Raw genomic sequence first — 16,671 nt, 5'->3', positions numbered from 1 at the left:
TTTTCAGATGAAAGTAATCACCAAGATCAAAAATTTCTTTATTGCACTTTATCATCTTTTTGTTGCTGCCGGAAAAGGTTTTGTAGAAGATCGGGTAACTAAATTGAGTGCTTCGCTCGCTTACTACACTATTTTTTCACTTACTCCTCTGATTATTATCCTCCTCTCGGCAGCCACGTTGTTTTTTGGCGACGAAAGAAACCAAAAGACAAGGGTCCAGTTTTATGGCCAGGTAACCGAAATGGTGGGCAGAGATGCAGCTACACAAATTCAGGGTTTTGTAGAACATGCCAATAAATCTGGTCAGTCTACCATTGGTTTAATTATTGGTATAGGAACGTTGATTATCGGATCAACGGCTATTTTCATTGAAATACAAGATAGCATCAACATGATCTGGAAAGTAAAAGCTGTACCTAAAAAAGGTTGGCTTAAAATGCTTTCCAACCGGTTATTGTCTTTCTCTTTAATTGTATCGATGGGCTTTTTATTGCTGGTTTCGCTGGTGGTTAACAGCATAGTAGTGGGTTTGGGCTCAAAATTGGCCAACTTGCTTTCGAAAAGCGAAATAAATGAGGTTATTCCGGTTGCAAATGATACCATGGCTTTACTGATCTACATTTTGAACAATGTAATTACCCTTGCCGCTGTTACAGCTGTTTTTGCAGTTATTTTCAAGGTATTACCTGATGTGATTATCCGTTGGAAATCTGCAATAATCGGTGCTTTATTTACGGCTGTCCTCTTTAGCTTAGGTAAATATTTGATTGGTATTTATATTGAAAAAGGGAACCCAGGCTCTGCATTTGGCGCAGCCAGCTCCATCATTGTGATCTTATTGTGGATTTATTATACCTCGATCATACTCTATTTCGGCGCTGAATTTACCCAGGCTTATGCAGAAAAATATGACAGGGGTATTTCTCCAAGTAAATATGCCGTATTTACGAAAATCACCATTGTAGAAAAAAAGGTAGATGTATTGCCCCCTCAGCATCCGGAAAATACGGTAAATGCACCAGAAGAGTAATTAATTTAGTTTAAAGATCTCTCTGCCGCGCGCTGCTTAGGTAGAGAGGCGATGTTTTTATTGAAGTCATTCAATGGATAGCGGAGCCATTAAGGGCATCGCTCATAAAATCCATAGACCATACTACATCTGTAGTTTCTGGAACAGATAATGGCTTTATGACTCTTTCTGGCAGTCTTTTCTTGGCCGTACGCTGAATATCAAGCCTCCTAGTGGTATAAATTCGATAAACCTTTTATGGTTCCAAGTAAATCCTTTTCGACCTAATCTATCGTAAATTGCTAGAGACCTATGGAAACATGCTTTTCAACCAGAAGCGAAAGCGCATTGATTATTTCGCTGTCATCGGGCCGCTTGTGAACATGAACGGTAAAGCATATTATTAAAAAAGATATCATCTATGACAATACTTAATTATATCGCTACTTCATTTGATTAGCAGGAATAATCACATCAAACTATTGCTTTTGGGTAACTGCAGTAATGACAACTTTCCTTAAGCCGCGCAGATACAAACTTGGATCAAAAAATGCTTGGTTTTAAATTACGCAAATAAAGCCCTTATTAAAAGAACTATAATCGTTGGTGTACAGCATATAATAAAAGCTTTATACAATTCCACTTCACAACGTTTATTCACATTGAATGAGTAGATAATAAAAAATAATACCCAAGAGACATAACCGACATAAGTATAATCTCTCATGGTAAATTTACCAAATAGGTAAATCTCACTTAACTGACTTAATGAAGCGCCTTCAGATAACAATCCCGTGTCCAAGTTTGACAGCAAAATAGAATATGCGGCAACGCTGATTAACACGGGAATAAAGGCGTAAGCAATTGAAAGGTTTAAATTTTCCAAATCTAATTTCAAATCTAAAATAGAAGCGACGATTCTTGAAGTTAAATTAAAAAACGCCAAAAGAATAATTGGGATGAAAAAAGAAATTACATTGTTGACATTTGACAATACTTTGAAATAGCCGTTATCGCTGCCTGAGATCATTTTCTGCAAATTTCCTGCTTCGTTTGAAGTCCAAACAAAAGCAGCGGACGTTGATAACACTACAAATACTAATAAAATATAGTTATTTACTTTTTTATTAAGCCAGTGATACATATACTTCGAAAAAACCAGCGATAATGGTGATAAAAACACTTACTATCGCTAAATAAATAATTTGATTTAGTTTAAATTTTTTAGGTTGTGTTTTTATGAAACAGAACTTGAAGAAATGGACGCCACAATAAAATGATATGGCTGTCGATATTAATAATCCAATCAGTTCAATAGAATGAGGCAGGATATTATTCAATAGCTGCTCAGAAGAATAGGCGCTGGAAGCACTTCTTAAAATATAGGTAAGAGTGAATCCATTGTAAGCCGTGTTGATAAAGGATAATACACCAAAAGAAAATATCCCAATAAAATTTATCAGCAGCACATTGAGGTTATTCTTTATGATGTGACTTAAAACCTGTGTCTTTTTCTCTTGTTTAAATCCAGAGTAAAATGTTTCAATCTTTTCTGTATCAGATTTGCTGAAAGAAGTATCAATATCGATGCAGAAACAAACTGCTATGCCCATTGCATAGGTCACTAATGAGAGGATAAAATAATTTTTCATTTTGGTTGAAGTGAGCGATTTCTCGCCCACTTTATAAATTAAGCACCAGCTACTGCCCCCGCAATTGCGCCTGCAACTGGAGTTGCAACACTACCTACAGCAAAGCCCCAAACAGCAGCATCCGCAATACCAATTGCTCCTACCGCAGCTCTAGTGCCTAAACCCGCATTTTTATTGTGCGATACAAGTTCGCCAATTCCCCACCATACTTTGCCAACTTTGGCGCTAATGTTAGATGTGTTTGCGAGACCAAATGCAGCGCATACGATTACTAATGCTAACGAAGATTTGATTTTTTTCATTTTTTTTAGATTAAGTGATATAAAATTGGTTGATTAATTGGCTTCAATAAATTCAGTAGTATTATAAAGATATATAAGTAATATTAATATTATTAATGTCGCACCTGAAACGCCGCAAATAAATGCTAGTAGAATATTATCGTATAAATATGATATTGTTTTTGCTGGAACGATAAATCCTAAAAATCCCAAAAGAAACCCCCAAGAAAATGAAACAGGATTTTTTGTTACCAAGTGAGTTTTACAGTTACTACAAACAGTTTCATGCCCTTTTTTAAACTGTAACATTTCAGTCCAAGGGATATTATTATTACATTTAGGACAGACAAAAGTATTCTTATCAGCTGTTATTCTAACCATATTTCAATTATAAATAAATATCATTAATAATACAAAAAAATATAAATAGTAGATACACTTTTATTCCCGATGAAACTTAGGCATCGTTTGTCAATATCTTATTCATCAGAAAACAAAAAAATAGGCGGAATAATGGAAGACCTTCTGAATAACCCCATTTTCCGTTTCGATTTGCGAAAGAGTTAATTATAATGAATTATCTGCAACCCTGCAGAAATAGGGGAACTGTTGGGGTGTATAGGTTTAAAGCGAAGCTTAACTTTCCGATTTACTGAAAGACTTAGTAAAAAACTTTGTTACTCGGGATGAGACCACAAAACAAGGTATTAACACGGTTCAGAAAAGATCATAAATAAAAAAGCCAAAGCGTGGTCATTATGCCTGTATTCAACTGTAGGAACTGCCAGCTTTTTTAAAGGTACTCTATGCCCCCTTTATCAAAGCGCAGGACTATCCCAAATCTTGCTGCAAGGCTGCTGATGCTGACATTTGCCTGCACCAATGAAATGATGAAAACGGAGCACTATTGCCTGGTTAAAGTTTGTATTTAATGTATTTTTTGTCCATGTTGTATTTTAGTGAAGTAACTCAAATATAACAGCACAAAAGGTAGCTCATATCGCTACCTTTTTATCAGCAAAAAAATATTTTCTCCAAACAATAGAGAAACAAGTTCACTATGACAAAATTCGTTCTCTCCAATCGTCAACCTGAGTTTATCACATGGTCTTCATAGCGCAAAATAACAGGGCAGATATTAAACCAAATTCAATATGATTGAATTCATTCCCTTTATTGCAATCAAAATAACGCGTTAATAAAAAAGAAGTCAAGTTGACTTCTTATATGGGATTTAGACAAATCCAGCAACCTGTCATCCTGAGGGATCATTTATGGTGTAAAAATAGTTCCATAAGTCGATCATTAATAAATGATTTTGAAATAACGTCAATGGTATCATAGCCGAAAAATCTTTCCTACGCTACTTCTTCAGTAATCACTTTAGGTTCTTCATTTACCTCATCCTTTTCGATCCTGAGGTTGCGGATAATATGCTGCTGCCTGTCGGGTGTATTTTTCCCCATATAATATTCAAGCAGGCTTTTAATCGTCTGGTCCTTTAAAATAACAGGATCCAACCTGATGTCTTTGCCTATAAACAAACCGAATTCATCCGGAGAAATTTCACCCAATCCTTTAAATCGGGTTATTTCAGGTTTATTGCCCAGTTTTTCGATAGCATTTTTACGTTCTTCGTCGCTATAGCAATAAATGGTTTCCTTTTTATTCCGAACCCTGAAAAGCGGCGTTTGCAAAATGTAAACATGGCCTGCCTTTACCAGGTCAGGAAAAAACTGCAGAAAGAAAGTCATCATCAGCAAACGGATGTGCATACCGTCCACATCAGCATCTGTTGCAATCACGATATTGTTATAATGAAGCCCATCTAAACCATCTTCAATGTTTAAAGCATGTTGCAGCAGGTTAAACTCCTCATTTTCGTACACTACCTTTTTGGTCAGTTCGTAACAGTTAAGTGGTTTTCCTTTCAAACTAAATACCGCCTGGGTATCTACATCACGCGATTTGGTAATGGAACCAGAGGCTGAATCCCCTTCCGTAATAAAAAGGGTAGTTTCATAACGCTTTTCGTGGGTGGTATTGAAATGAACTTTACAATCGCGTAATTTTTTATTGTGTAGGGATGCCTTTTTAGCCCTATCGTTAGCCAGTTTTTTAATCCCCGCAATATCCTTACGCTCCCGCTCCGATTGCATAATCCTTTTTAACAAAGCATCGGCAACATCCGGATTCTTGTGCAGGTAATCATCCAGTTCTTTTTTAACAAAATCGTTAATGAAAGTAGCTACAGAAGGTCCTTCAGGTCCCATGTTCTGCGAACCTAATTTAGTTTTGGTCTGCGATTCAAATACAGGTTCCTGCACGCGGATAGAAATGGCCGCAATAATGGATGAACGCACATCAGCTGCTTCAAACTCTTTTTTGAAAAACTCCCGAACCGTTTTCACTACTGCTGCCCTGAAAGCTGCCTGATGCGTTCCACCCTGTGTGGTATGCTGCCCGTTAACAAACGAGTGGTAATCTTCGCCATATTGCTGACCGTGTGTCATCGCAATTTCGATATCGGGACCAACCATATGAATAATCGGGTACCTGATTTCTTCGGGCTTATTAAATTTGGAAAGCAGATCGTAAAGGCCTCTCTCTGAAAAATATTTCTGGTTATTGAAATTGATTGTTAAACCCGTATTTAAGAAAACATAGTTCCAAACCATGCTCTCCACAAAATCAGCAATGTAATGATAATTTCTGAAAATACTTTCGTCAGGATAAAAAGTAATGGCGGTACCATTACGTTGTGTAGTGTCGATTACCGGATTTTCATTTACGATTTCCCCTTTAGAAAATTCTACTTTTTTGGTTTTTCCATCGCGGTACGATTGAACGGTAAAACTGGTCGATAATGCATTTACTGCTTTTGTACCCACGCCATTTAAACCCACCGATTTTTGGAAAGCATTACTGTCGTACTTACCACCCGTATTGATTTTGCTTACACAATCAATTACTTTCCCTAATGGAATGCCCCTGCCATAATCGCGAACGTTAACTTTTTGCTCGGATAGTGTAATTTCGATGGTTTTTCCGGTTCCCATTACAAACTCATCAATAGAGTTGTCTACAATTTCCTTTAACAAAACATAAATACCATCATCTTGTGCAGAGCCATCGCCAAGTTTACCGATATACATACCCGGGCGTAACCTGATGTGCTCTTTCCAATCCAATGAGCGGATACTGTCGTCGTTATAAATTACTTCTGCCATAATGTGTTTATCTGTTCTTCAATGAAAAACCCTTGCATTTTTTGATCTGCAAAGTGATGAAGAATTTGTAGAAACAATCCTGATGATTGAAATAAAAAACATTTTCAAATAAGTTCCTCAGAATTATTATACAATAATAGTTTTATTCTGTGAGGCAAACAAAAGAAAATTTCAACATAAAGATGGATGATGGAATATGTAAAATGGATAATGGCCTGGTTGTTAATTTATCCATTGGCTATCAACCATGCACCAATGAACTAGTGACCAATTAACTAGTAACTAATGACCAATGAACCAAAAGACCATGCCCCATAAATTTCACCTCCATCCTCCCTTTTCCATCTCACATCTTATCTCACATCACCCATCTCACATCTTTACATAATTTCCCTATCTTCATCCAATTATTCAAAAATCCTTTTTAATGCAACAAAAGAAACGGCTTTCGCTCTTTGATTTATCCATGATTGTGGTGAGTTTAGTGATTGGAATGGGTGTTTTCCGTACACCGGTAAATGTGGCAGCTAAGGCCCAGGTTCCCGAATTGTTTTACCTGGCCTGGTTTATCGGCGGTTTTGTAGCTTTTTGCGGTGCATTAACTTATGCCGAAATCGGTTCGCGTTTTCCGGTAACTGGTGGCTATTACAAAATCTTCTCGGTGGCTTACCATCCTTCCATTGCCTTTGCCATTAATTGTATTGTGATTATTTCAAGCGCGGCATCGGTAGCGGCCATATCTATTATCGGGGCAGAGTACCTGAGCAAGATTATATTACCGCCGGCTATACAAACCGAAACATCAAGGGTAGCCATAGCCATTACCACCATTTTAGTATTTTATTTCATTAATCTGTTAGGCTTAAAAGCAAGTTCCAAAACGCAAAACATATTAACGGTAATTAAAATCGGGATGATTTTAACGCTCATATGTGCGGTATTTTTTGGTAGCCAAACACAAACCGTTATACCGTTTTTTAAAACCGCAACAGGAGCTTTACCAACCTGGTCTGATTATGGAAAGGCACTAGGCCTTTGTTTAATTGCCGTTTCTTTCTCTTATGCAGGTTATGCGCAAACCATCAACTTTGGTGGTGAAGTTAAAGAGGCCAAAAAAGTAATCCCGCGCTCCATTATTATAGGTTTAAGCATTATTGTGACCCTTTACCTGGCCATTAACTATGCATATGTGAAAGTAATCGGTTTCGAAGAATTAAAATCGGCCGAAAGTATAGCGGCAATATTGGCTTCAAAAATATTCGGTCCTGCCGGATTTAACGCACTTTCGATAATTATTTTTTTCTCGGTAATGGGTTATGTGAATGTGAATCTGCTGAGCAACCCAAGGGCCATGTTTGCGATGGGCGAAGAAGGGGCTCTGCCAAAAATTTTTAGCAGGATGAACAAAAAAACAGAAGTAATTACCGTTAGTTTAACCGTTTTCACTTTGATTTCGGTGGTGATTATTTTCTATGCGAAAACCTTCGATAAAATTTTAAACTATACCATTTTCTTAGAAAGTATTAGTATGGCGAGTTCTGCAGCAACCATTTTCATTCTCCGCAAAAGGACCGCACATCTTGATAAAAAAAGCATTTATACTGTGCCATTATATCCTATATTGCCTATTATATTTATTGCAGCTTATACTTTTGTTGCTTTCAGCATTTACGCCGATGACAAAGACGCAGCACTTAATGGTTTATATATTTTTGCCGGCTTTCTGGTCATCTATTTTGTAAGCAAGTGGTTTAATAAGAAATAATTCATCTCAAGTTTAAACCTCACAGGTTTCAAAAACCTGCGAGTTTTAGAAAACACTTTTTAAAAAATTAATGAACAAAACACTCTCCTTAAAACAAGAAATTGCTTATGCCGCCGGTATGATTGGCTGGAGTACGATGACCAACATTATCATCGTTATGCTTCCCTATGTCTACCTGCCGCCAAGTAACGCTGGCTTAACACCTTTAGTACCACAGCTTGTTTTGTTGGGTGCATTTAATATCCTTTCTATCATCGCGGCCTCAGGCAGACTGGTAGATGCGATTTACGATCCTTTCATCGCTTCAAGAAGCGATGCGAGTACCAATAAAAACGGTCGCCGAATGCCTTTTATGAAATGGGCCATTGTGCCGGCTATGCTTTTCTGCGGATTAGTTTTTTACCCCATTCAAAAAACAGAAAGTTTGCATAATGCCTGGTGGCTCACCATCACACTTTGTTTATTTTTTATATCGGTTACCACCTATATTATCCCCTATAATGCTTTGCTGGCTGAAGTAACCCATACGCCGAAGCAAAAAGTTAAGTTATCCAGCTACCAGCAGGTGGGCTTTGTTATCGGCATTATTTTATCGGCCTGTACCAATAACTTTGCCGATCTGGTTGAAGCTAACTTTCATGTAAGCAGCCGCAGCGAAGCCATTCAAGCCGCAATATGGGGTTTGTGCATCTTATCCGGATTGGTGATGTTATTACCCATTCTTTTCATTAATGAAAAAGAATTTTCGGTGGCCAAACCTACGCACGTTCCGTTATGGCCAGCTATAAAAAGTACTTTTAAAAACAGTAATTTTAAATACTACCTTATATCTGATTTTGCCTTCTACACGGCACTAAGCATTATATCAAGTGGTTTATTGTTCTTCTGTACGGTTTTATTGGGGCTGCCGGAATCAGAAGGAGGCAAATTTATGGGCGCCATGGTTATGGCATCTTTGCTATTTTATCCACTGGTAAACTTTGGTTCCGCTAAAATTGGCAAAAAGCCTTTCGTATTGCTTGCCTTTGGCGTGTTGTGTTTAATATTCGTCACTATTTTCTTTTTAGGTAAACTACCTTTCGGGCCATATACGCAGATTTATATCCTGGTATTATCAGCCTCTTTCCCACTGGCAGCGCTTGGCATTTTACCTACTGCGATTCTGGCCGATATTGCACAAAAAGACACGTTGAAAACTGGTGAAAACCACGAAGGCATGTTTTTCGCGGTGAAATATCTTTTTGTAAAACTTGGTCAAACCCTGGGTATTGCCATTTTTGCCATGCTCACCATTTATGGTAAAGATCCGGGCAATGATTATGGGTTAAGGTTAAATGGCGTGGTAGGTTTTGGGCTTTGTTTAATAGCGCTGCTGGTTTTCAGCAGATTTAAGGAAGATAAATAGTTTCTAGATATTAAAAGATACCATACTAATCTAAATATCATCAATAAACTACTTTTATGATAGCTATTTTTTATGGAAAGCAATTGCGGTGCCGTTTCGGTTACTGTAGTCCCGCCCTTTGCTTAATCCCGATAGCACAAAACGTGTGAATTAAATCCGTTCTGATCGGGATAACGCTGTCGGTCGGGTTTATTTTACTTAGCGCAGTAGCCATATTACAGTTACCTAACCCCACCGAGCAAGATGCTTTTTCAATCTGCAGAGAAAGGAAGCCGAATGAAGAAATATTTTGTTAAAACAGATAGCTTCAGGCGTACCCATTTGCTTATTCAGTCCGCAATTAAAAAATATAGATTTAAAAAACATGTAAGAAAACATCAGCGGAGCAATGTTTTGATCATCGCTCCGCTAATGTATTCCATTATCAATTCACCTAATATCCAGTATTTTGTTTTAACGTTCCCTTACTCCTGTCTATCTGATCCTGCGGTAAAGGGAAATATTCATCTCGGCTTTCTATACTAATTCCTTTCAGGTAGTTAAAATACCCGCCTTCAAAAGCAAAATAACTCTCAAGGGTTTGTTTTACTATACCCCACCTTACCAAATCAAAAAACCGGTGTCCTTCCATAGCTAACTCTAACCTACGTTCGAAACGTACGGCATTTCTGGCATAAGTATCATCCGGAAATGCCGGGTATTGACTCACTTTATATGCGGCTGCAGGCGTTCCATTTATGGTTTGTGGCGTTATTTTAGCGGCACGTGCTCTTACGGCATTTACCAGCGTTAAAGCCCTGCTTAAATCGCCTTTTTCTACTGCACATTCTGCAGCCATTAAATAAACATCGCCTAAACGAATCAGATTCACATTTAATCCGCTCACATTGGTAGCACCCGGTGCGGTTCCGCTGGTTAGCTGGGCAATATCAATGGTATTTTTAACAGCGATAAAGGGGCCTCCGTTGCTGGAATCACGAATCCAGGTATCGCCTGCCATTAAACCCCAGTCACGGTAGGGAACGCCCCTTCTTCCTATGGTAGATTCAATTCTAGGATCTAAAGGTAGCGTTTTATCTACCACATAATTATCTTTAGCTGAACCAGTCAAGCCCAAATCAGATTGATATGGATTATTGCGATAGCTTCCATCCAGCAATGGCAGGCCTAAAGTACTTACTTTAAAAGAGTTGGCTAAATCAATGGAAGGTTGAAAGAAGCCACAGCAGTTAATTGGTGCATTACCATAGGGAAAATTAAGCATATCGCCAACGTTCCCATTATCTCCGCTTGTACCATCTGTTCCAACCGAATGTTCAACAGCCATAATCGTTTCTGGTCCGTCCTCTTTGGTAATGTCGAAATTATCTGAATAAGGCATTGTGGTTAAATCTGCCTTGGCCAAAATTACCGCATTTAATAGATCGTAGGCTTCAGTATATTTTTTCTGGTATAGATAAACTTTCCCCAGATAAGCCTGGGCGGCATATTTATCAACCCTTCCTTTTTGGTTTTTGGGTTTGGTTGTACTTAAATTAGCTACAGCATATTGAAGATCGGCTATAATATTAGGATAAATATCCTTATCATTTGGAACAAAAGTACCATTGCTCGCTTCTGTAACATAAGGTACTGATTTAAATACCCGTACCAAAAAGAAATAATAATGTGCACGCAGTAATCTGGCTTCTCCCTGGATTTCCTTTGCACGGGCATCACTAAATTTACCTGAACCGCCTCCGGCTTGCAAACTCGCTAAAACCCTTAGTGTACTGTTACAACGCTGGATTCCTTCAAAACACCGGTCCCAGAGATTTGATAAGTTATCGTTTGTGCTGGTTGGCGAATGCTGTTCAATTGCGTTCATTGGAGGCTGATCACCTGTGCTACTTCCTTTATGTGCATTATCTGAGGCGACTTCGCCAAATAACCATTGACTCGGTGCAGCACCATAATTGCCCCAGGTACCATTCACATTACCATTTAACAAACCATAAGCACCTATTAAAAGCCCCTCAACTCCATCCTGGCTCATCAGCTGGTCTTCTGAGAGTTGACCTTGAGGCTGAACTGTTAAAAATTCCTTCTTGCATGAAAACGTAATACAAATTAATAAGGAAAGAAGAATATATTTTATATGTTTCATCTTGATATCTTTTAATTAAAATCCAACATTAATACCGATTAAAAATTGACGTGGTGACGGATAAACCCCTTGATCTACTCCCGGAGCAGTAAAAGTGTCTACAATCTGACTGATCTCCGGATCCAGGCCTGTATATTTTGTAATGGTAAATAAGTTACTTGTACTAACATATACCCTTAATTTACTGATACCGGAATTTTGACCAAAAACTTTTGCTGTTGGGATAGAATAGCCAATTTGTAAATTTTTCAATCTCAAAAAGCTTCCTTTCTGGATGTAATAGCTTGAAGATGCAAACTCCAGATCTGAAGCACCTGCATAAGAAGATGGAATCAGACTTGAGGTATTGGTTGGACTCCATGCATTAAGTAATCTAACACTTTTTGCACCATCAAAGGAAGGAAAATCGGTAAAATAACGGGTAGCCTCAAAAATGTCATTTCCCTGCACACCATATAAGAAAGCAGAAATATCGAAGTTTTTGTAAGATGCATTTAGGTTTATCCCATAGGTGAAATCAGGATTTGGATTTCCAATTATGGTGCGATCTTTCGGATCAATTACTCCGTCACCATTAATATCCTGATAACGTAAGCCACCTACCCTTGCACCAGCATAAGAGGGATTATTTTGGATATCGGCTGTACTCTGATAAATTCCCGCTGTTTTATAGCCAAAAAATGAACCAAGAGGTGAACCTTCCTGTAGTACACTGGTTTGTAAACTCCTGTAATTACCATATACCTGGTTAAAAATGCCTGGTGCCAGCTTTACAATTTCATTGTTGTTTTTTGAAAAATTTAAACCAACGTCAAATTTAAAAGGGCTATCCGCATTTCTTCCATAATGATAAGCCACATTAAATTCAACCCCTTTATTGCTCATATCGCCAATGTTTACGAATGGCGAACTTCCTAAACCAACTACACTTGATGGTAATGGCACAGGATAAAGCATATCAGTTGTTTTTTTGTTATACCAATCAACCGATCCATCAATAGCTCCGCCCCATAGGGTAAAATCAAGACCGATATTTAAAGATTTTACCGCTTCCCATTTGATATCGGGGTTTTGATAAGCATTTTGGCGCACACCAGTGGTAAGGCCATTTCCACCGCCAACTGCATAGGCAGCATTGGCAATAGAACTTTCGTACCTGTTCATGTAGTTATATGGTGGTATCCGCTGGTTACCGGTTTCTCCGTATCCGCCCCGAAGTTTTAAATCCGTAATCCATTTAATGCCCTTCATAAATTCCTCTTCAGATACTCGCCATCCGGCACTAACCGCTGGAAAATTACCATATTTATTGGCCTCTCCAAAGTTAGATGAACCATCCCGACGGATAGTGAAACTAGCCAGGTAGCGGTCTTTAAACGAATAATCGAGTTTACCAAATACGGAAAATAATGAACCTACTGCTCCGGTACTGGAGTTGTTAATGTTTGAAGAACCAGTAGTCAGGTAATAATAATCAGGATTCCCTAAAAGAAAGAAATCATTCCGGCCTCCATTCAGTTGTCTGGATCTCGACCTGATCGCCTCCGTGCCGATTAATGCACTTATTTTGTGCTCTTCATTAATTACTTTAGTATAATTTAAGGTATTTGTCCAGGTCCATTCCGTATTATATCCCTGATATTCATTCAAATTGTTTGAATTATTACCTTCAGAAAATTCGAGGTTCGGATAACGCATAGATAAACCATTATAGTTTTCATAACGTATACCAAAATTAGTTTTTAATACCAAACCGGGAATGATATCGCCCTCGCCAAAAATATTACCAAAAAAGAAATTGTTTTTATTGATATTGTCTTTTGCCCTGTATAAAAAGGCAAGCGGGTTTTCTGCATTACCTAACTGGCTACCCCGACTACCGGCAAAGTTTCCGGCAATATCATAAACCGGGATAATGGTAGGGATCCGGTATGCCCAGCCTAGCGCACTTCCCTGATCCTGGTAACCACCTGGGGTATTCGGGTTAACCCCGAATCCGTAACCTTCAGTATAACTATACTGGACATTCTCTCCAAAACGTACACGTTTATTAAACGCAGAAATCCCGGTATTGGATCTAAAACTATAACGTTTAAAATCAGTATACTTTATCGTGCCTTTTTGATTCAGGTATCCCGCACTAATGGCATAAGTTGCATTTTCTCCGCCACCTGAAGCACTAAGCTGATAATTTTGAACAGGCGCAGCCTGCGTAATTTCCCTAAACCAATTGGTACCTTCTTTATTGGCCTTTGTAATCTGGTAAAATAAATTCGGATCACGACTGTAATTATATTTGGCAGGGTCTGCGTCTGCCGCCGTAACATCCTGACCAAGTTTTAAACCTGCCACCAAATATTCGGGCAACACCGGCGTAGCACCCGAACCATAGTTTTTACCCGCCGCAACAGGTTTGCCCGCATTGGTGTATCCATCAAATACATACTGTGCATATTGCTGAGGATTCATCATTTCAGGAAAGCTGCTCCGCCTTGGCACTTGTGTGCCATAGTAAGAATCAAGTGTAATTTTTGGCGCACCGGATATCCCTTTTTTTGTAGTGATAATTACGACACCATTATTGGCACGTGCTCCATAAATAGAAGCTGAAGATGCATCTTTAAGCACCTGCATACTTTCGATATCATTTTGGTTAAGCCAGGATAACTTTCCTTCAAAAGGCACTCCGTCAATCACATAAAGCGGGTCGTTGTTATTAATGGTACTGTTACCCCTGATTCTGATTTGTGGTGTGGAGCCGGGCGCACCGTCATTTACAATCTGCACCCCTGTTGCTTTACCCTGAAGTGCCTCTACAGCACTTGCAGCAGGTTGGGCTTTTAGTAAATCCATGCTTACTACTGCAACGGCACCAGTTAAATCTTTTTTTCTCTGAGCAGAGTAACCGGTAACCACTACTTCGGTTAAATTGTTGTTTTCGGCCTGCAAAATAACCGTAATACTGGTTTGAGAGCCTACCGTTACCTCCTTACCTCCATATCCAATAAATGAAATCACCAATACATCAGTAGGCTTTGCATTTAAAGAAAATGTTCCGTTGGCATCTGTAGTTGTGCCTCCGGTTCCATTCTTAATTTTGATGGTTGCACCAACAACGGGTAATTTGTCATCACTTGCAATAACTTTACCAGTGATTTTTGTTTGGGCCATTGCACCAAGTGCAAATAACATCCCTAAACACAAGAGAAGAAACCCCCTCCTGATACAGAATAAATTTTGTTTCATAGGTTTATATTGATTAGTTAAATAATGCGTATTTATAAACCGATGCGACCTGGCTTAATAAGCCCAGTAGCATCGGTTTATTTTAATCAGCTCACGATGAAGCATTTATAAAGTCCATCCGCCCGGTTGGGATAATTTCAAAAAAAGGCAGGTATGGAAGAAGAATGGATTTCTTCTGCGGGTAAGTAGTTTTTTTCTCATAGGTAATTGGCTAGATAGGTTTTAACTTGTTTAATTTATAGTTTACATAATGGTATTTTCAAAGCCAGTAATCATTAGTGTAAAAAATACACTTAAATAATAATAAATATACATATAAAAATAATTATACTACAAATTAAAAATCCGAAAATACTGTGTAAAAATTATTATATGTAATATTTAAAAACATAAATTGTATGATAATCAAGATTCAGATCAGATTTACCATAAAATATACTAATGGCACTTTTTTTCGTATCTTTGTCGCTGAAGCAGGAATAAGGGCTTGCCATTCTGAATGGCATATTCTCTCCGCAAGTTAGTCCTTCAACAATTTGATTGTTCTAGCTTCTTCGATAAATTATAAAAAACATACATGTTATTCAAAGAATTAAACCTCATTGAGCCAATTTTAAAGGCGCTTGAGACCGAAGGTTATTCACAACCAACACCCATACAGGAGCAATCCATCCCAACCATATTAAAAGGCAAAGATTTATTGGGTTGCGCGCAAACCGGTACCGGAAAAACGGCTGCTTTTGCCATTCCGATGCTGCAGTTACTGCACGAAAAACACATCAATACCAAGGCAACCAAAAATATCAAGGCATTGGTGTTAACACCAACCCGCGAACTGGCTATCCAGATTGAGGAAAGCTTTAAAGCCTATGGCAAAAATTTAAACCTTCGCCATTTGGTAATTTTTGGTGGCGTAAACCAGTTCTCGCAGGTAGAGGCATTGAAAAAAGGAGTTGATATTCTGGTGGCCACTCCTGGCCGTTTACTCGATTTAATGAACCAAGGCTTTATTAACCTGAATACGATCGAGCTGTTCGTTTTGGATGAAGCTGACAGAATGTTGGATATGGGCTTTATCCACGATGTGAAAAGAGTAGTGGCTAAATTGCCTGCCAAACGCCAGACCTTATTTTTCTCGGCAACCATGCCAGATGAAATCCAGAAATTGGCCAATACCATCTTATCCAGTCCGACGAAAGTAGAAGTGACTCCGATTTCTTCTACAGCCGAAACCATTGTGCAATCGGTTTATTTTGTAGACAAACCAGATAAGAAGAAATTATTGATCCATCTTCTTGAAGATAAAAATATCCAGACAGCCCTGGTTTTTACGCGTACCAAACATGGTGCAGACCGTATTGTTAAGGATTTAGGCCATGCCGGGATCAAAGCGGCGGCTATACACGGCAATAAATCGCAAAATGCCAGACAAAGGGCATTGACAGATTTTAAGGATAGGAAAATCCGCGTTTTGGTTGCCACCGATATTGCCGCCCGTGGTATTGATATTGATCAGCTGTCGCATGTGTTCAATTTTGAATTACCAAACATTCCTGAATCTTATGTTCACCGGATTGGCCGTACGGGCCGCGCAGGCGCAAATGGTATTGCCATTTCGTTCTGTGATGCTGAAGAAAACGAATACCTGCTGGATATTCAGAAACTGATTAAAATTACGCTTCCAGTTGTTGATGATCATCCTTATCCGTTAAGCTGGGAAAATATGTTAGCCAAAAACCAGGTAAAACGTAAACCGCAAGCCCAATCTAAAGGTGGTGGTGGCGCTAAAAAAGGTGGCGATGGCAATATGAGCGGCAAACCCCGTAATGCGAGCAATAACAGGAGATTTGGCGGAAACAGAAGGAAGAGAGATTAGTGAGGCAGAGGGCTGGAAGGTAGAAGGCTGGAAGGTAGAAGGCATAAGGCTTAAAACCCAC

11 protein-coding genes are annotated in these 16,671 nt (G+C 38.7%); 4 read left to right on the top strand and 7 right to left on the bottom strand.

From position 1 onward, the window contains the following. Positions 1 to 7: 7 nt before the first annotated feature. Complete coding sequence (locus tag BM107_RS06660) at positions 8 to 1,030, top strand: YihY/virulence factor BrkB family protein (RefSeq protein ID WP_090981542.1); 1,023 nt, start codon at positions 8 to 10, stop codon at positions 1,028 to 1,030. Between the two features lie 544 nt (positions 1,031 to 1,574). Here BM107_RS06660 and BM107_RS06655 read toward each other — a convergent pair. From BM107_RS06655 to BM107_RS06635, 5 genes are all read right to left on the bottom strand, one after another. Continuing rightward, on the bottom strand, positions 1,575 to 2,153 hold the full coding sequence (locus BM107_RS06655) for a hypothetical protein (protein ID WP_090981540.1): 579 nt from the start codon (positions 2,151 to 2,153) through the stop codon (positions 1,575 to 1,577). Beyond that, on the bottom strand, positions 2,137 to 2,661 hold the full coding sequence (locus tag BM107_RS06650) for a stage II sporulation protein M (protein WP_090981538.1): 525 nt from the start codon (positions 2,659 to 2,661) through the stop codon (positions 2,137 to 2,139). Before BM107_RS06650 ends, BM107_RS06655 begins: the two co-directional genes overlap by 17 nt. 38 nt (positions 2,662 to 2,699) lie before the next feature. Continuing rightward, positions 2,700 to 2,963 (bottom strand): hypothetical protein, encoded by a 264-nt coding sequence (locus BM107_RS06645; protein WP_090981536.1) that lies wholly within the window; start codon positions 2,961 to 2,963, stop codon positions 2,700 to 2,702. A gap of 33 nt (positions 2,964 to 2,996) precedes the next feature. Continuing rightward, positions 2,997 to 3,323, bottom strand: coding sequence for a hypothetical protein (locus tag BM107_RS06640; protein WP_090981534.1), 327 nt, complete (start codon positions 3,321 to 3,323; stop codon positions 2,997 to 2,999). Between the two features lie 977 nt (positions 3,324 to 4,300). Beyond that, positions 4,301 to 6,172, bottom strand: a complete 1,872-nt coding sequence (locus BM107_RS06635; protein WP_090981532.1) for a DNA topoisomerase IV subunit B — start codon at positions 6,170 to 6,172, stop codon at positions 4,301 to 4,303. Between the two features lie 427 nt (positions 6,173 to 6,599). On the opposite strand from BM107_RS06635, the gene BM107_RS06630 reads away from it, so the two are divergent. Beyond that, positions 6,600 to 7,937: an APC family permease gene (locus BM107_RS06630; RefSeq protein WP_090981530.1), complete on the top strand. Its 1,338-nt coding sequence runs from the start codon at positions 6,600 to 6,602 to the stop codon at positions 7,935 to 7,937. Between the two features lie 70 nt (positions 7,938 to 8,007). Next, on the top strand, positions 8,008 to 9,342 hold the full coding sequence (locus BM107_RS06625; RefSeq protein WP_090981529.1) for an MFS transporter: 1,335 nt from the start codon (positions 8,008 to 8,010) through the stop codon (positions 9,340 to 9,342). 433 nt (positions 9,343 to 9,775) lie between these two features. On the opposite strand, the gene BM107_RS06620 is transcribed toward BM107_RS06625, so the two are convergent. Together BM107_RS06620 and BM107_RS06615 are read right to left on the bottom strand one after the other, a co-directional pair. Beyond that, positions 9,776 to 11,488 (bottom strand): RagB/SusD family nutrient uptake outer membrane protein, encoded by a 1,713-nt coding sequence (locus tag BM107_RS06620; protein WP_090981527.1) that lies wholly within the window; start codon positions 11,486 to 11,488, stop codon positions 9,776 to 9,778. A 15-nt stretch (positions 11,489 to 11,503) separates the two neighbouring features. Beyond that, positions 11,504 to 14,734 carry a SusC/RagA family TonB-linked outer membrane protein gene (locus BM107_RS06615; protein WP_090981525.1) on the bottom strand — a complete coding sequence of 1,077 codons (3,231 nt, stop codon included), beginning with the start codon at positions 14,732 to 14,734 and terminating at the stop codon, positions 11,504 to 11,506. A gap of 577 nt (positions 14,735 to 15,311) precedes the next feature. On the opposite strand from BM107_RS06615, the gene BM107_RS06610 reads away from it, so the two are divergent. Next, complete coding sequence (locus BM107_RS06610) at positions 15,312 to 16,610, top strand: DEAD/DEAH box helicase (protein WP_090981524.1); 1,299 nt, start codon at positions 15,312 to 15,314, stop codon at positions 16,608 to 16,610. The last annotated feature ends 61 nt before the right edge of the window (positions 16,611 to 16,671 follow it).

The organism is Pedobacter suwonensis (assembly GCF_900111825.1).
GTDB lineage: Bacteria > Bacteroidota > Bacteroidia > Sphingobacteriales > Sphingobacteriaceae > Pedobacter > Pedobacter suwonensis.
This window is presented reverse-complemented; position numbering and strand designations above follow the sequence as displayed.

Bases quoted from the DNA above. Each gene is read 5' to 3' on its own strand.
- BM107_RS06660 (WP_090981542.1), top strand. From the start codon at position 8: ATGAAAGTAATCACCAAGATCAAAAATTTCTTTATTGCACTTTATCAT.
- BM107_RS06655 (WP_090981540.1), bottom strand. From the start codon at position 2,153: ATGTATCACTGGCTTAATAAAAAAGTAAATAACTATATTTTATTAGTA.
- BM107_RS06650 (WP_090981538.1), bottom strand. From the start codon at position 2,661: ATGAAAAATTATTTTATCCTCTCATTAGTGACCTATGCAATGGGCATA.
- BM107_RS06645 (WP_090981536.1), bottom strand. From the start codon at position 2,963: ATGAAAAAAATCAAATCTTCGTTAGCATTAGTAATCGTATGCGCTGCA.
- BM107_RS06640 (WP_090981534.1), bottom strand. From the start codon at position 3,323: ATGGTTAGAATAACAGCTGATAAGAATACTTTTGTCTGTCCTAAATGT.
- BM107_RS06635 (WP_090981532.1), bottom strand. From the start codon at position 6,172: ATGGCAGAAGTAATTTATAACGACGACAGTATCCGCTCATTGGATTGG.
- BM107_RS06630 (WP_090981530.1), top strand. From the start codon at position 6,600: ATGCAACAAAAGAAACGGCTTTCGCTCTTTGATTTATCCATGATTGTG.
- BM107_RS06625 (WP_090981529.1), top strand. From the start codon at position 8,008: ATGAACAAAACACTCTCCTTAAAACAAGAAATTGCTTATGCCGCCGGT.
- BM107_RS06620 (WP_090981527.1), bottom strand. From the start codon at position 11,488: ATGAAACATATAAAATATATTCTTCTTTCCTTATTAATTTGTATTACG.
- BM107_RS06615 (WP_090981525.1), bottom strand. From the start codon at position 14,734: ATGAAACAAAATTTATTCTGTATCAGGAGGGGGTTTCTTCTCTTGTGT.
- BM107_RS06610 (WP_090981524.1), top strand. From the start codon at position 15,312: ATGTTATTCAAAGAATTAAACCTCATTGAGCCAATTTTAAAGGCGCTT.